Annotated in this window: 13 protein-coding genes; 2 read left to right on the forward strand and 11 right to left on the reverse strand. The window is 49.2% G+C overall.

Annotated elements, in window-relative coordinates; all coding sequences use genetic code 11:
- Positions 1-825 precede the first annotated feature (825 nt).
- The 5 genes from B5F76_RS08250 to B5F76_RS08270 are packed head-to-tail and all read right to left on the reverse strand — an operon-like array spanning position 826 to position 9,347.
- On the reverse strand, positions 826-3,723 hold the full coding sequence (locus B5F76_RS08250) for a DNA polymerase (RefSeq protein ID WP_162608768.1): 2,898 nt from the start codon (positions 3,721-3,723) through the stop codon (positions 826-828).
- A gap of 16 nt (positions 3,724-3,739) precedes the next feature.
- The gene (locus B5F76_RS08255) at positions 3,740-7,318 is read right to left on the reverse strand and encodes a CHC2 zinc finger domain-containing protein (RefSeq protein ID WP_087353193.1); all 3,579 of its coding nucleotides are present in this window, start codon (positions 7,316-7,318) and stop codon (positions 3,740-3,742) included.
- Positions 7,260-8,177, reverse strand: a complete 918-nt coding sequence (locus tag B5F76_RS08260) for a RecB family exonuclease (protein ID WP_087353195.1) — start codon at positions 8,175-8,177, stop codon at positions 7,260-7,262. Before B5F76_RS08260 ends, B5F76_RS08255 begins: the two co-directional genes overlap by 59 nt.
- Before the next feature lie 22 nt (positions 8,178-8,199).
- Positions 8,200-8,445 (reverse strand): HU family DNA-binding protein, encoded by a 246-nt coding sequence (locus B5F76_RS08265; protein WP_087353197.1) that lies wholly within the window; start codon positions 8,443-8,445, stop codon positions 8,200-8,202.
- Positions 8,446-8,459: 14 nt separating this feature from the next.
- Positions 8,460-9,347: a hypothetical protein gene (locus B5F76_RS08270; protein ID WP_087353199.1), complete on the reverse strand. Its 888-nt coding sequence runs from the start codon at positions 9,345-9,347 to the stop codon at positions 8,460-8,462.
- A gap of 268 nt (positions 9,348-9,615) precedes the next feature.
- Between B5F76_RS08270 and B5F76_RS08275 the strand changes: the two genes are divergently transcribed.
- Complete coding sequence (locus tag B5F76_RS08275) at positions 9,616-10,509, forward strand: sigma factor-like helix-turn-helix DNA-binding protein (RefSeq protein WP_162608769.1); 894 nt, start codon at positions 9,616-9,618, stop codon at positions 10,507-10,509.
- Between the two features lie 68 nt (positions 10,510-10,577).
- Here the strand turns inward: B5F76_RS08275 and B5F76_RS14880 are convergent, their stop codons facing one another.
- The 6 genes from B5F76_RS14880 to B5F76_RS08300 are packed head-to-tail and all read right to left on the reverse strand — an operon-like array spanning position 10,578 to position 14,797.
- Complete coding sequence (locus B5F76_RS14880) at positions 10,578-10,751, reverse strand: hypothetical protein (RefSeq protein WP_162608770.1); 174 nt, start codon at positions 10,749-10,751, stop codon at positions 10,578-10,580.
- Positions 10,748-11,608: a RecB family exonuclease gene (locus B5F76_RS08280; RefSeq protein WP_087353203.1), complete on the reverse strand. Its 861-nt coding sequence runs from the start codon at positions 11,606-11,608 to the stop codon at positions 10,748-10,750. The genes B5F76_RS14880 and B5F76_RS08280 overlap by 4 nt, the downstream gene beginning before the upstream one ends.
- Complete coding sequence (locus B5F76_RS08285; protein WP_087353205.1) at positions 11,608-11,976, reverse strand: hypothetical protein; 369 nt, start codon at positions 11,974-11,976, stop codon at positions 11,608-11,610. The genes B5F76_RS08280 and B5F76_RS08285 overlap by 1 nt, the downstream gene beginning before the upstream one ends.
- Positions 11,960-12,400: a hypothetical protein gene (locus B5F76_RS08290; RefSeq protein WP_087353207.1), complete on the reverse strand. Its 441-nt coding sequence runs from the start codon at positions 12,398-12,400 to the stop codon at positions 11,960-11,962. The genes B5F76_RS08285 and B5F76_RS08290 overlap by 17 nt, the downstream gene beginning before the upstream one ends.
- Positions 12,397-12,588, reverse strand: coding sequence for a hypothetical protein (locus B5F76_RS08295; RefSeq protein WP_087353209.1), 192 nt, complete (start codon positions 12,586-12,588; stop codon positions 12,397-12,399). The genes B5F76_RS08290 and B5F76_RS08295 overlap by 4 nt, the downstream gene beginning before the upstream one ends.
- A 7-nt stretch (positions 12,589-12,595) precedes the next feature.
- Positions 12,596-14,797: an SNF2-related protein gene (locus tag B5F76_RS08300; RefSeq protein ID WP_087353211.1), complete on the reverse strand. Its 2,202-nt coding sequence runs from the start codon at positions 14,795-14,797 to the stop codon at positions 12,596-12,598.
- Between the two features lie 238 nt (positions 14,798-15,035).
- Between B5F76_RS08300 and B5F76_RS08305 the strand changes: the two genes are divergently transcribed.
- On the forward strand, positions 15,036-16,661 hold the full coding sequence (locus B5F76_RS08305) for a hypothetical protein (RefSeq protein WP_144268427.1): 1,626 nt from the start codon (positions 15,036-15,038) through the stop codon (positions 16,659-16,661).
- The last annotated feature ends 2 nt before the right edge of the window (positions 16,662-16,663 follow it).

Here is a 16,663-nt window from a genome sequence, read left to right on the forward strand (position 1 = left end):
TTGTTTTACAACCTGAAACCCTGTGTGCAAAGTCAGATACAATGAGTCGGGTGAACACTAACAGATTCGCAGGATCTGTTAGTGTTCGGCTCGACCGCATGGTATTAGCCATGAGTGGCGTGGTTGCCACGCCGCTGCTCGAAAGCAACATGAGACTTTGCGATTTTTGTCAAAAGGTCAGATACGTTGGTTACGCGGATGAGGGCCAGGAGGCGTAGCATCCTGGGCCTCTACGCGTCCGACGGTATTACCAATAAGTGACGTGGTTACCACGTCGTTACTGATGCGTAACATATGGCCTTTTGATTTTTTATCGATATTGAAGGTCAGATACGTTTTATGCACGCGGACATGTGGCTCAAAAGCGTAGCGCATTGAGCCGCGTGTCCGCGTGGAGGGAAGTATTACCAATAGATGACGTGGTTGCCACGCCGTTACTGATGTGTAACATAGGACCTTCAAGTTTAAGTGTTAAACGCGTACCTTACCAATACTGATGATATGGTAAGCATTTACCGTGCATCGCTTATCAGCGTCTCGCACAATCTCCAGCCATGTGCCGTGACAGTGCACGACACCAACGAGGCACTGTGAATTGGTAGTGAATACCTTGCACCATTCCCCGTTGTATTTCTGCAGGAAGTCAGCATTGAACTCATCCGGCATGGCCTACTCCTTTCCTGCCAGGAACAACCACCAGATCAGAGTTAACGTTTGGTGTACGTCCTATATGCGCCAGCATGTAAGACGTACACCATTTGTTTGACGTTAAATGCTAACCCCGTACAGAATCATATCCTTATAACAAAAAAGGGGGTCAAAAATTTAATCGACTTTACCGTGTGTATCACCGTAATTCGGCCCCCAGCCTACATCATATTTCCAGACCACAGGAAGCCATGGGCACTGCTTGCGAGTCTCCTCGACTATCAGATTATCGAGGGTAGACTTGAGATCTGTGTATGCTCCATGGGGCGCCTGGAAGAGAATAGAGTCGTGAACGGTAAGAAGAACGCAACTGCCATCGTTACGAGACTGCAAATACTTGTTTACGCGAATCAGGCAGGACATGACGATATCCGAACTGGTACTCTGTATCCTTGCGTTTACTGCCTGTCTGTGCATGCGCTCCCTGTCACCTCTTGAATAGTATGCGTATGGGAAACGCCTACGTCTTCCGAAGTATGTATAGACGAAATTGTGCTTATCCGCGAAGTTTTTCGTATCATTTATGTAACGAAAAACACCTGGATATGTAACGAAAAACTGATCAAGATAATGCTGCGCTTCTTCTACTGTCACATCGATGCGCATACCGTTCCAGAGTTGCTCCTTGAGGGTTTGTGCACCTACCATATAAATGGTACCGAAGTTTACTTTCTTTGCCACCTGCCTCTGCTTATACTCCTTGGTCGTCTTGTCCTCCTTGTTGACGCATATCTGTTCGTAGGTAAACCTACCGCTACTGATACCCGCGCCAGTCAATGAGTGAATATCCTTCCCGGTATTGAAAGCATCGATCAGGTGCTCATCCATGCTGTATGCGCACAGAGTACGCATTTCAGCGTTCGATATATCAAGGTCGTATATGTCGTAGCCTTCGTCTGGAAGGAAGAGAGCTTTCAGGTTGAGCATCTCGTCCCCGCCCATCTTCAGACTAAACGGCACGTTTTGTAGGTTAGGGTTGCTGGAACTGAGTCGATACGTAGCCGTACCAGTCTGCAAAAAGTCTGTGTGCAGACGGCCATCGTACGCTGACTTGTCCAGCCAATTCTTCAGGTAGGTGCCTGAAGTCTTGGACAATCTTCTATACAGAAGCAGATCATTCAGAAAGTTCAGATCCGGGTGAGCGTCAGCCAGATTGTTGAGACTTTCCTTGTCCACAGCGGGAGCGCCACTGTCTGTATAGTTAAGTATGGGGAGCTTGAGGTCCTCATACAGGATCTTCACGAGATCCGCGCTGGAGTTCGGGTTGAAGCTCACCCCTATCTCCGTGCGCATACGATCAAGAACTTCTTCCGTCTTCCTCTCCAGTATGCCCTGATACTCGCGTATCCTGTCACGGTCCATGCGGATACCATGCAACTGCATCCTGGCGAGCTGTTCGGACAACGGCATGGTAATGTTCATGTATGCCTCGCCAACCGGACGCAACATGCTCATTTCCTTGCCGTATTTACGCCTGTTCAACTGGTCCTGTATGTCACTCTTGCGCATCTCTTCCAGCTGAATATCGTATATCATCCTGGTGGTGATAACGTCCATCGCGGCGTAACGAAGAATGGTATCAAGATCGATATCCTCGTAGGACTTGAACTTGAGCTCCTCTGGAATATCAGGCTCAACGACAATTTCCTGGGGAATCTCCGTATCCGGCAAGCGCTTTGCCATTCGACTAAGCGAGTCCAGATACTTCTTGGGTATCACAAGCTCGCCCTTGCGCTTCACGCGCTTTACCTCAGCCAGAAATGCCGTGTCCTTGACGGTTATGTACTTTGCGGCAGCCCATTTGGCGAGCAGCTCGATACGTGTGGCCGTATCCAGACCTACCCACCACTCAAGCAGGTTCTGCCTTGTCTTCTCCTTCGCCTCATCCTCAAGCTTGCGAACTTCAACATCCTTGTCCTTCCACGCTACCTCCCTTATTTTCTTGAGTTCCTCTTCATAGTTGGCGTATCCGGGAAGCCTGTCGCGAGTAATATCCTTCAGGCTGTACTCGCCCTGCTTGGCCTCATCCAGGGTATGCTCGGCAAGAATCACATCCCAGTACTGAGGAGGACACGTTATCCCCCTGCCCCAGAGATAACGCATATCAAAGGAGCCGTTGGCCATAAGCAGCTTCACCTTGGGGTGATTGAGTATCCTCTCGGCTGCCTCCTGAATTGCCTTGCGCTCATCAGCTGTGAACGGCGCCTTGCGATGGTCAAAGGGAAATGCCAAACCCTTGTTCTTCGCCCACGAAAAGGACATCACAATAATGCGATCTTCCAGCACATGTGGCAACAACGAGGTTGTTTCCGTATCGAACGCCACCGGTACGGCTTCCTGTTGTGACCTGTTTATCCCCTCCTCAAGATTCTTCAGCTTTGCCAATATCTCCGGCACTGTCACCGGACAATGCACTATCGGTTCCGTATGGTTGCGTGTACCGTAGTAGACATCCAATGCCTTCTGACAGTCACTCACAAACACGTTCACCAGACCGTGATTCTTCACGATTGTTGACAAGTCATAGGCGCATACCACAGGAACCGTTCTGCCATTCTTGTCAGTAAACGGCTCAAGTGTGCCACGCTTGGCTGATACCACGCCCTTGATGTTCAGCGCCCTGTAGGCATCCACGCCCATCGCGAGTATGACATCTGGTTGCTGTAAATCGATGAAATCCCTGGCGTAGTTCGCGCACCTGGATATGATATCCGCAGAAATGTCATACCGTTTTGTCTCCCTGTTGTAGGAAGGATTGCAGCAACATGCGTAGCCGTAATAGCATGTAGGCTTGTCTCCTGCCGGAAGCCGCATGTACAGCTTGTTCATAATGCTGCGGATAAGGTTCGATCTTTGTCCCATGAACGGGACACTGCCTTTGCCATTCTCCGTGGCGGACCGTGCATCCGGGAAGCCTCCCAGTATGTACAGTCCGCCTTTCTGCTCACCAGCCCTGTTTGGGGTTACGCACGGACGCCCCTCAAGAGGGCAACCGCTACACAGGGAAGAGTTCATAAAGAATCTCCTTTTGTCAGATATCAAAGTCCATGTCTGTATCCTCACTTCCTTTACACGTTGCGGAGCCGCCAAACTCTGGGTCGTTATCATAGCAGGACATCGGCGGTTCCGGTGGGCAGCAACTTTCGGATACATGCCTCTGACCTGGCTGCATCTGGTTGCTGTCAAAATCATCTCGCAGATACGCCATCTGCACCACCGAATAGGATGCGGGAGTCTTGGCGTCCACGATATTGAGTTCGTTCACAATTTGCTTGTGTGTCTGTTTATCTATATTTCCAACAAGATACTTGTTCTTGGAGATGCTCTCGCGCATACCGCCTTCAGTAAGGTTTTTGTACTGACTATACCCCATACCGAAAATCGCTGTGCGAATCTGTCGCCAGTAGAATACCAGCCAATTCTTTGACGGTATGCAGTACACTCCGCAATGAGAGTTGTTGAGAACATTGATGTCATCCATCGTACCCTCGATTATGAGGTCACGAGGAGACACCTTCTCGGATATATTCCCATTGGAAGCCTGTATGCATTTGGTAAACAGAATGCTGTCAAGTATCCTGCTTTTGGAATCTGCTGTATACACTGTTTCAAGCCTCGTCTTGTTTGCCGATACAACATCTTTATACAATTCTATGGGGTCGTGCGGATCATCCTTTGTCCCACACATTTCATACACGGTGAGAACTGTGGATACCGCAGACACAAAGCGCGATGACACAGGAGGAGTTGTCTGTACCTTCGACAATATGGTGTCCAGGTCTCTGCGCCGGTTTATGATTTCGGGTATGTACCCGATTAATCCTGTAGTGATGGACTTGCGCAGCTCGTGCACTTGCTGTTCGCTGAACTTCTCGTTGATGATGTCGGCGATATTCCTGCGCGTGTAGTCCTTCTTGGTGTAGAGAACGACAATACGGGTCAGGAAGGTATCATCGTCAGGAAGGTGGATAGCAGCACACAGGATAGGAGATTGCAGCGTGTACTCAATGACATCCGCCTTTGCCGCCGAACCTCGGCCAATCTTCGAACCACCAGTGGGCACACCATACGCAAGTTTCAGAATGGACTTCATGCGCATATTGTGCTCGGTGGTGTCGTCTGTCTCGGCCTCGTCAATATTCAGCAACTCCGAGGATCCATCCATTGCCTGATAGATGTACGCTTCCGTCGCATTCGTCGTAACTTTCGCGGGCTCCAAAATGGACGGGATTTCATGTCCGGTGCTGAATATACCCCCCAAGAGTCCTTGTGCGAACGAGGTCTTGCCCGAAGTTGACTCGCCAGTAATGAACGTGACGTTCACACGCTTGGTAGCCAACTGGATGGGCAATGACATGATCCATGCAGCGATGTACTTGCGCATGATTTCGTGATTCTCGAACAGCCATCCATCAACGATATTGAGAATATCGTTGTAGGTCTTGTTCAGGTCAACCTGCATGCCGTAGTACAAATCCTGAATATCATTGACAGTCTCAGACCACTTGTCCTTGTTGTTGATGGCAAAGTAGAAGCGACCGTCACGGATATCGCGTATTCTCTCCCACTCTATCTTCGAACCGGACTCAGGGTTGTACGTGCCCCGAAACACACGTGAACCGTTAACGACATACACATGGTTGTTGCCCGCGATATCCTTGTAGTGGATACCCTGCCCGATTCTCGTGAGTATGCCTTTGTCCACGCAAGCTGCCGCCAACATGGACATAACCTTGCGCATGACAACCGTACCCCGACGAATCTCCTCTGTGCGAAGAGAGGTAGGATTCGAGGCGTACTTCTCGGCCTCGGCCTGTGGCGGCGTGATAGTAACTGCATTGCGCAGGATACGCTTGAGCCAGTCCACCATGTCCATACCAACGTATTGCGTGACCATTGTCTGCAGAGCCATCTCCGAGCTGAGTGACAGCATGCAGTAGGTCTCGTTCAGGCGGGAGTACACACAGTACACATTTACGCCCTGACGGCTTTCGTAGAACGGTATGCTCACCTGATCCACAAAAGCGTCATAGGCCACACGGGTAGCGCCATCCATGGTATTCACATCGTGCACATCGTTGTACACAACGTCATCCAGGGAAAGGTCCACACCGGTCTTGTTGGAATAGACCGATATGAACATCGCCTTGTCGGCCTTGTCATAGACTGCCTTCAGCCAGTAGGCGAGCACTTCCCGCAACTTGCCGGCACGTTCGCTGGCAAGGTTGGACGCAACGGTTTCCTGTCCGGACGCCCTGGCAAGCTCCTGCTCTGAGTCAAGCCGAGCGTTCAGCTTGGCGAGAGCCTGATCGCACTGCTCCTCTACCCAGGGCAGTTGATTCAGGTAAGTATTCTCGCGCTGAACCCATATCTGCTCACGTACAAAGTCGTAGCCGTGTGTTTGTACGGCCTCATCCAGGTCGCCAACATTGTTGGCCATCTCCGGAGGCCAGGTAAAGATGCGGTACTGAATGGGAGGATTGCTTGGGTCACCACGATGGTTATCGGGACGGCACAGCCAGCTGTACGCGATCTCTGTGCCCTTCTTTTCGCCCGGAACGTCGGTGACTATGCACAATGTGCGTATCCAGCACTCTCTCAGGAACGAGAAATCGGTGGCAGCCCCACCACCGCCGGCAAAGATGGGAAAATCCGTGGTGTACCCGTTTTTGAGTTGCTCTACCATAATCGAAAGAGCGTCAAACTCCCCTTCGGTTATGACAGCAGCTGTACTGGTATCAGAGATAAGGCGGGAATAGTGATGGAGCCCAAACACGCCCATACGGCGCTTTTCCACAGGATCCTTCACTATGTAGAAGTTTTTAGAAAAGAGAGTACGCGCAACATTGGGGTCAAGGTCCTCAACCTTGTCCACCGAGGCCATAATGGCCTGGGTTTCCTTCGCACGCATACGCAGCTTGAAGTTTGATATGGTACCAGGACTGTCGTTGTACCAGAATATGACATCGCCCCACATACGAAAGCTGTTCGCTTCCTTGAAGTATTTGTCATAAGCGGAATGGTACTCCTCACTTATATACTTTTTGACATGTTCGGGCTTTCCGAAAATTGCCACAGGAAGGTTTGGTATCATCGAGACAGGCACATTGCGTGCCTTCTCAAGATACACCGCTGCGGGGCGCATATAATCGAGATAGGAAGGATGATCCCGGATGAATTCTTCGGCGAGCTTTCCGAAAGCCACTGCGGCTTCCTTCTTCATCTCCTCGATTTCATGGAATTCCGAGAACTTGTCCGCGTCATCCCCAAGGATGTTCTCCAGCTTCAGTTCGGCATTGAGGTATATCAGAGCCGCAAGGTAGCTGGATCCCTGCAACTTTGCCACAAGTTGAACAATGTCGGTTATGGTTTTGCCACAGCCGAAACATTTGCCCAACCTCATGCCAAACTGCAACTTGAGGCTGGGCGTTTTTTCATCGTGGTACGGGCAAAGGCCGGTTATTGTCTGACCATTCCTCGTCCACTTCTGATTCGGAGCGATACGCTGCAACAGCGCCAGCCAATCGGCAGCCGGGGCAGCTGACCATATTTCACGCAACCGCTCCCAGGTTACCGACTTTCTCTCTCCTTTCTTGCGCTGTCTCGCCATTGGTCATCTCCTTGTGCAGGGGACACATGCCTGCCACACGAAAATCACAATACTCGCAGTAACGGTTTTCGCGGGGTTCGGGTTCGAGATTTTCCAGGGCAACCAGGTAATCGTTCATCAGTGTCAGTACATTATGCTCAAGGGAAGCAAAGTCCCTCTCCCTGTTGTAATGAGCAACCTTGTCGATTGTGGCGTCCTTCAGGTAAATACAATAGGTGTTTACGTTGTTTAGTGTGGGGTCCGACAGAAACTCGACATAAGAGTAGATACCTGTCTGGCGTATTACTTCTTCTCTTCGTTCTCTGGTAGGATGCTCTGTCTTGTAATCTACAAGATTCATCCATCCATCACGACGCATTTCAAGGTCTATATACCCAAGAAAACCGAGCGGTGGATACTTTCCTTTCGGGTAATAGGCTCGTGTCGGCTTGACCGGCAAACCGCCAGGGCTGAGAGTTATCTTCTTTTCAGTCGATATCTCCGTCCCAGCGGTAGACATCAGCTGTAGCAGGCGATCCAAAACAGCCATCATCGGTTTCTGAATATCAGAAAATATAGACGCCTGCTCAACTGTACTCCTCTGATACACATAGTCGAAGAAGAAGTCAAACTCGGCGCCAGCCAGCGAAAAGTCCTTGCAGCTGTAGGCAGTCTTCATGGAATTTTCCATAATCCAGTGGGCCTGCTTGCCTACAACCATATCGTCATTGGCGGGGAGTTTCGGCAGCTGAATCTTCTTCTGGTATCGCAGAAAGAAAGACAAAGGGCATCCGAGCAGCGTATGCATCCGCGAATACGATGTAGGCAAGCCACCCTTGTGCTTTCCAATTTCCCGCAATACCTCGGAAAGACCCAGCATACCGGAACTCCCCTGTAACTGGCTAGGCCGTTGCCACGGGCTTCTTGTAAACGATGAAGCTGGCTTCCTTGGTAAGGTCGGTCTGTCCGGTCTGGAGGTTATGGAAACGACGAGGCTTCCGGTCCACCTTCTTGAAATAGTGGTTACGGCCAACAAAGCAGCGACCCTTCTCGGTCACCTCGTTGACGATGGTGTCCAGAATGAACTCGGCGATTTCCTTGGCCTTGGCCTGAGAGATTTCGAACTTTTCAGCGATTGCTTTGAACATGTGTTAAAAACTCCTTAAATATCAAACGTTTCAGCGTCGGCCTTCTCTTCAATGACCGTCGCCTCTTCAACATCAATTGGCTCTTCTTCCTGCGGTGCGCGATTGAAGAGCTTTGCTCTGTAGTAGGCCGCAAGTGTCCTGTAGGTGCTCATATCTCCAAACTCTTCTGGAGCCTTCACATAGGACGCGAGCAGCCTTGCGTATGTGCCCTCATGCTTCCCCTTGAGGAGCACCACATAATCGTCCAGGCTTCTGTGACGAATTCTGGCTACATTGCGGGCACGTGCCATATTCTTGTCCAGGTCGATAAACGCCTGCATACCGGTGCCACGCATACGCATGAACAGCGGAATTCCTTCCTGGATATCGAGGAAGGCGACATTAACCGTCAATGTGCACTGAGCCTTCTCTCCGGACGGAGACTTTTTGGCGGAAGGACAAAGCGGAACAAGACGATTATTTACAAGTTTGGCGCACTGTGGAGCGTCTGGTGTAAGCTCTCCGGTCTCCGGATACATGCCATCACGAGAACGGCACAGCGGTGTAGAGGTCTTGTTACCGTCAAACTTGGCAAATTTGGACCTGCTGTAGTTGAGAACGCAGATTGGAATCAGATACAGCTGGTCAACGATATCCTCATCACTTGGTTCCTCGGAAAGCTTCTTCCAGAACTTCCCGACATATTCTGGCTTGAGCTTGTCATTGAACCTCAAAGCGCCTGGTTGCACCAGGGAAAGCTCAAAATACGCGTCCATGATAGGATACGCATTCCCGTTTATCATTACGGATTCGGATCCATCTTCTCCATACACAGCAACGCTTGTAATGTCGTCGTTCGCCTTTGCGGGAAGAAAACGGTTGCGGTTTGCCTCGGCATACTGTTCAAGCACTTCGTTTGACATAATTGTCACTCCTTTGGTTTTTACGTACAAAATTACGCACAAAAAGATATACATGGACACAATTATCCATGTATATCCTTATAACAAAAACAAGCGTCATATATTTAATTTAAGCTCTTTTATAATCACGAGCTTTAACCGCTTTGTCGCATGGTGTAACATGCTAACCGAAAATTTCGGCTACCCTTGAAAACTACCCAATATCGGGCGGTTTGTCAATACTTTTATCCAAAGAGAAAACACTATGCCAAAAAATAATTCCGGCGTCATGTCGAAAATTAACAATTATATCAAGTCCAGAAGGGAGCAGCTTGCGGAAAACCCGCTATTCGACAAGTATGACAAGATGCGCGTAGAGGATCTGATAGCCTGCTACAAGGATAATACATGTGGAGAAAGTGAGAAGAAGTTCATACTTGAGACCATATATCTGAAGGTCTTTTTTTATTTTCCCAGTTTTTTGAGCAAGAAGCGCTATCGCATGAATGTCATGCTGTACGATGAGGCATTGCAGAATATTTCCCTGCACATACTCGATGCTATCAACAGATTTGATCCATCAAGAGGCTTCCCTTTTGTAGCATACGCCTACGGTGACATTACGGCAGCCATGACACAGACGTTCCAGGAGTACAATACCATACGACTGCCGCAGGGGTCGAAGGCGTCAAAGGCAAAGGCGTTCTTCAAGGAAGAGGACTCACCTGCAAAGGAAGAAGAGCATAATGATGACTGCGAAATACCTGTGGACAACTTTGTACTCAATCCCGATATAGGCATGACCGCAGCCGTAGATAATCCCGACAAGGCCATCAACAGCGATATATCCACCGATGTTGTGCTGTCCTCGCAGACAATCATGTTTACTGACGCAGATAGCATGGTTGTCGTCAACTATGACAATGACCTACACAACAAGCAGGTAAAAGAATGGCTTGAGGAGGCATTGTCCGAGGAGTCCGGTGTACTCACCGATGATGAACGTCAGGTAGTGATATTGCACAACGGCCTGTTTGATCACGAGCCCATGGTTTATGACGACATAGCTGCCATGCGCAGAGAAGCCGGCAAGGGCAGTTCTCGCTCGCGTATATCACAAATACACACCAGAGCTGTGGAAAAGCTGAGAAATTGGTTTGAGGAGATGGAAGTGGATGGTTAGCTGCAATAGCTAAAAAATGGTATACGCATAACATGTTAATGTTATGCGTATACCAGCTATTGTCCTAATTACTTGTCGGTATCTGCCCTCTGTTTCCTGTTCTCAAGAATCTCCTTCACCTTCTCAAGCTTGTCGGACGCAAGCTGATTTTTCTCATTGAGCTTTTTCAGCTCACTGATAAGCTGCTCTGTCACCTGCTCGATCTCCTTGCGGGCAGCCTCAATGTTACGAACACCACTCATACACGCTTACCTCTGCACAGATGCCAGAAATCACACCATATCGATGAGCACCACCAGTTACCAGGCTGTGTAGGAATGAAGATACCCGTGGTGATCAGCTCCGCGCAACGCTGAACAAGATCCTCAAGGTATTCTTTCTGGTTGTTATCAAAGGTATGGCCAAGAATGTGAAGACTGCTGCCTGCAGTGAACTCGTATGTCCCTGTGCTGCCCTTGTCCTTATCCGCATACTGACTGTTCATAATGACTTTCTTTCCGGAAGCTGGCTTCACGATATTCTGAATCTGAACATCACTTATTCCGGTAAGATAGGTGTACAGCATGAACTGGAGAGAGTTCTGCAGCCTGGACATCTGCCACGCTCTGCCCGAGATCTTGTAGTCTACCAGGCCCTTGCCGTCATCAACAACACGCACAAGGTCAAGGTATGCCTTCATGGGCACCTGGCACTCCATGGTAAAGTCGATTTCCTGCTCAACACCCAGCGGCGTTATTGTGGAGCCAACACAGTCCACATAGTTCTCGACGATATTCGGAACAACCTCCTCGATCTCGTCCCTCTCTTCCGGCTTGATGTCCGTCTCCTTCTCCTCAAACCATGTGGGCATTACATCGTCCATGGTCAACTCAACCATCTGCTTGCCGGTAAGACGCTCTTCGTTCTTGTGTTCCAGGACATCATTGTAATACGTCTCGAATGCCGCATGTGTGATGGAGCCCATAGCCAACATCTTGTTCTGCGGTTTGGTACGGTTCTCTATATACTTGAACTCGTACATCTTCGGGCACTTCAGCAAGGTATCAATGGCGCTGGCAGACAGATACCCCTTTGGAAGTTCGTATATGCCTACCTCCATTAAAAACCTCCCTCCTCCTCTATGCCATATTCATCTTTGTAAACCCTGTTGCGCAGCATTGCGTTCAGAGGAGTGTTGCCGATATCCATAAAGTCCAGACCCTTGTCCGTAATTTCATAGGTAGCCCAGAACTTTCCGTACCCGTTGTTCTTATACTTGCCGCGCAGGTACTGGTTACGCATGAGCCAACCGACAAGCGCAAGCAGCGTATTGACCCATTCTGTCCACACTTCCTGCGAACCTGCTTTCCTGTCAAAAATGTACTTGATATCCGCCTCGTTGACAGAGCAAGGTGTGGGGAAAGCGTCCCGTGCCTTGTTTAACAGGTAGTTGATTGCGTTGTCGAGGTCCCTAATCTCCATTTCCATTGTCTATCTCCTTGTAGATATCCCGTATTTTCTTGTCCCAGCTCTCATGTGTGTTATCAGACGCTACTGCCACCTCACCACCACTAAACGAGACATAAACCTGCTTCTCCATCCACTCCCAGAACGCTATCTGTGTTTTTCGTGATGGTCGCTCTCTTGTGTATATGTACTTCTCCGCAAATACTCCGTCCCTTGCTACCTCATATACATCGCTAAGATCCGCGTATGGGTAATTTGCTATCCATACCGCAAACACCTTGTCTCCCACCTGCACAAACGCATGGGCTGGGCATCCATACAAGCTATCACCTATGGCAACAAGTTTTCCTTCATTTATAATATACTTTATGAACTTGTCCGCTCTGTCTGAATATGAGTACAGTTTAAGATTAAACCATATGTACGCCTTGGTTGAAAATTTCATATTCCCTTCTCCTCCTTAGCGTCTCTTGTGTTTCCATAAGTAACAGCTCTCCAACCTGCCTGCGTGCACGCATCAATAACTGTGTCTTCAAGATGCTCAGCATTTTCGTATAAGTAATCTCCCGTATCCGAGTAAACGCTGTCATCTATTATTGTTGTGATTGTAACGATAACTCTTATCTTTTTCATCTGATACCTAATCCTCCAGAAGTTTTAGCCCAAGAGTTTTCTTTTCCTGTGCTGCCTGCAACTCATTGCAATATATACAGCCCTTTGCATATTGCCTGATGCCCTTCTCCCTGCATTCAGCATAGTTTGCGGCACACATGATGCACCTGGTGTCCTTTTGCATAAACGCGTGCACATCATCCTTGTGCTGCAGCAGCGTAACTATCGCTTCCTCAACACTGCCACGGCATACGTAGTCCCTCACCACCAGCTTCCTGGTCTGCCCTATGCGCATGTTTCTATCCATGCTCTGCAGCCTTGGCTCAAGAGCCGTACCATGCGAGTAGTAAATCATGGTGGTAGCGGAGTTGAGTGTGATTCCGATACCCTGCATGGTCTGACCAAGAAACACTCGTATATTGTCATCAGCCTCGAATCGCTGAGCGCATTTCGATTCGTCAGCCGTTATGTATCTGATTTTCAGCTTCTTCAGCAGTTTCTCTATCTCCGCGAGGTCATACTGATACCACGCCCAGACTATTACCTTCTCGAAAGGAGTGATGTCCTTCAGGTCATTTTCCAGCATGGCCAGCTTTGGGTTCTCGGACAGAGGAAGATCTATGTCGATCTCGCTCTCCCTGAACTCGTTGTGTCTGGGACATTTGGGGCTCGAAGGTATGACGCCCTTGTCCATACACTTCTCGATCTGCTCATCTCCGCACTCGCCACAATGCTCTGTGCCAGGCGTGATATGAACAAATCCGGATAGCACCTGCAGGCATTTTTGAATCTTCTGAATGTCCATACCGCAGAACAATCTACGGTTGCCAATCTTGACGTAATCCTCTGCGGTGATGATACCGTTGTACAAATCGCGAACCTTATCACCTATCGGATAGTAGCATGTGACTATAGTTCTATCCGGCATGTCAAAACACTCATCACGTTTGTAGCTGATTATGAACGGCTCTATACGTGCCTTGATATCGTCAACGTTCTTGTAGCCAGTGATGATATTCGCATTGTAGCTGCTGGTGATACAATACCTGTTTCTGAATTGCCACCAGTTCATGCTGAATATAGATGTATCCAGTATACGCATGGGCATATACATATCTGTCGGTCTTCCCACGCATAGTGTTCCCGACAGCAGGTACACACGATGACTCTTCAAGCCCTCCATCGCTTTCGCCGTGTGTGAAGCATGATTTATCAGTCTGCTGGCCTCATCGAATATCGTCACCGACAAGTCTAGGCTGTTGAAAAACTCCTCCGCCCTGTCAGCCTTTATTATCTGTGATATCAATGAATTATAGAGTTTTATCTCCTTGGCTATCTCCGGGAAGGCAGCCACCATCGCCCGCTCTACCTCCTTTTTAGGATCGATGTCCCTGAACAGCTTGCCGCAGGCATTGAGCCAGGTATTGCGCCTGGTTTTCGCAAGCTTCGAGCTGTCTGTCAGAAGTGTTTCCCTGGCTTTGGCATCGTCGGCGAACAGCGCATTTACCAGCTTCTCGCGAACATCCGCAGGGACCATTTCCCAGGCAAGCCCCTTGTAGATAAGCTTGCTCTTGTTGTCCGGGTCCCTAAGCATGTCATATGTGGTTAGTATTATGTCCCAATTTTCGCCGCAATTATCGCCGCAATTATCGCGGTATTTATTGGAACTTTCACCGCATTTTATGCGGCGCTGCACCTCAAGCCTTGCCTGTAGGTCGCCCTTGTAGGGAATAATCTTAAGCTCCGGCGTAAACTTCTCGGCCTCGGCAAGCCATGTGTCGAACACAATGGCGGGGCACATAACCAGCGCCCTGAGATATCCATCCCTTTTCTTGAACATTCTCAGGGACATAAGAGATATGTACGTTTTTCCCAGTCCCTGCTCCAACAACAGTGCCAGCCGGTCGCTCTTCTGCATGGCCTCCACGGCCTTCATCTGATGCTCGAACGGCTTGCCGGCAAACAGATCCATGTACTCCTGAACGTAATTTTTCTCCTGCTCCTCCTTTATTGCGGCGATACGCTTTTTGGCTTCAGGAGTGGCTTTCGCATCTCCCCTGAATAACTCTTTGAACAACTTGATATTGCGATAGTTTTTTGGAGACACATCCCCAAACACATATCGTCGGCCACCTCTTAAATCGACTGTGGCGCCTGCCATTCCGATCAGGTCTTTATCGTACCTGAACCAGAATGATTTGGCAATAGAATCATACTCCAATACAGGCATATATAAAACCTCCTTCAGGTTTTACTTGTATATACTTATAACAAAAAACACCCCTTAATATTTACTGCCTATTTATTTTACAACATAATTTATGTAGTATACTCAGAGCATTCGAAGGAATAAAAGCGTTATGGCAAATGAGACTCCAATCATATCACCCGTTCTTGGTCGGACAGTCTATCCTAATAACAAATACTCACGTTTATACGGCAATCCTCACTTTGACTACCTGTCGGAGATGCTGCCGAAGAATATCAAGGATCTCTTCCGGTGGTGTGAAGTGGTCTACAACTCCATGCCTACGGTAGCAAACGCCATACGCAAGCTTGTCCACTACCCCATCACAGATTTCTCGTTTGAGGACCAGCCAGAGAAGATGCGGGACAAGACCAAAAAGCTTCTCGATGATATCCACATGAAGTCCATCCTCATGGACTTCAATACTGACTTCTATATTTACGGCAATGTCTTCCGCACAGTATACATGCCGTTCAAACGCTTTATACAATGTTCACACTGCAATGAGCGTACTGCTATCGACAACTCGACTTTCCGGGTTCGCCGTCAGAAAATAGAGGTAAAGTGTAAAAACTGTGGCTGGCAACTTGCCAAACTGCACGATGAGGAGCTCAATGACCCCAGCAAGATCGTTATCGTGAGGTGGGATCCCAAGAGCATCAATCTTGTGCAGAACCCCATCACCGGCACTACAGAGTACTACTACCAGATGCCGGAAGAACTGACAAAACGCATACAGCAAGGCGACAAGACGATCTTCCGGGACACACCTCAGATTTTCATCGAAGGCGCCCTCAAGGACAAGAACATCAAGTTCGGTCCCAACTTCTATCACGCCAAAATGCCCAGCTTGTCTGGTTATCAGTCAGGATGGGGAATTTCCCAGCTGATGTCCACCCTGCGCATCTATATGTACATAGCTGTGCTTCGAAGGGCTTCAGAGGCCATTGGTATGGAACACATCACTCCGCAGCGCATTTTGTTCCCGCAATCGTCCGGCACAAGTGACCCTGCTGTGGGCACGTCACTCAAGAGGTGGCGAGAAGAGGTCAACAAGGCGCTGGAAAGATGGCGTTTTGATCCGAACTACGTGATGACAGCACCCTATCCTACCGGGCTCGTCAATATTGGCTCACAGGGACGCCAGCTCTCTCCCATCGAGGAAATCAAGGACGCCCGCGTTGAAATGACAATGGCGCTGGACATCCCGCCAGCACTGCTCACCTGTGACGCCAGCATTCAGGCAAGCGCTATTGGACTGAGAATTCTTGAGAACCAGCTTACCCCACACGTTCGGGAAATGGAACGCTTCATGCGCTGGGTCATTGACGCCATCAACGCGCATACCGGTATGGAGTATACCTATCCTTCCCTCGTACCGTTCAAGCTTGCCGATGACATAATGAACAAGCAGATGCTCATGCAGCTCGCCGCCAACGGTACAGTTTCCCGCACAACCATCCTTGAGAGCCTCAACATCGATCCCGCCAGGGAAAAGGAGCTGCTCAAGTCCGACACCGTTTCCGACCAGATTATGCAACAGGAAGTACAGGAAGAGGTCAACAAGCAGCTCAACAGCCTGTCCAACCAGGTCAAATCGCAGGTTGAGGAATCGCAGACGGGTATGCCGAGTCAGTACAATCAGCAGAAGATGATTGCTCAGGCCCAGCAGATAGCCAACCAGATGCTGTCTGTTCCGTATGAACAAAGGAAATCTCAGCTGTCACAGCTGCAGAACGAGGACTACGTTATGTGGGCACTGGTATCCAAACAACTTGAGCAGATGCGAACAATGCAGGCAGCCCAGATGGCGCAGACTGCCCAGACACAATCGGTACAGGGGTAATG

This window comes from Desulfovibrio sp. An276 (assembly GCF_002159665.1).
Classification (GTDB): Bacteria; Desulfobacterota; Desulfovibrionia; order Desulfovibrionales; family Desulfovibrionaceae; genus Desulfovibrio; species Desulfovibrio faecigallinarum.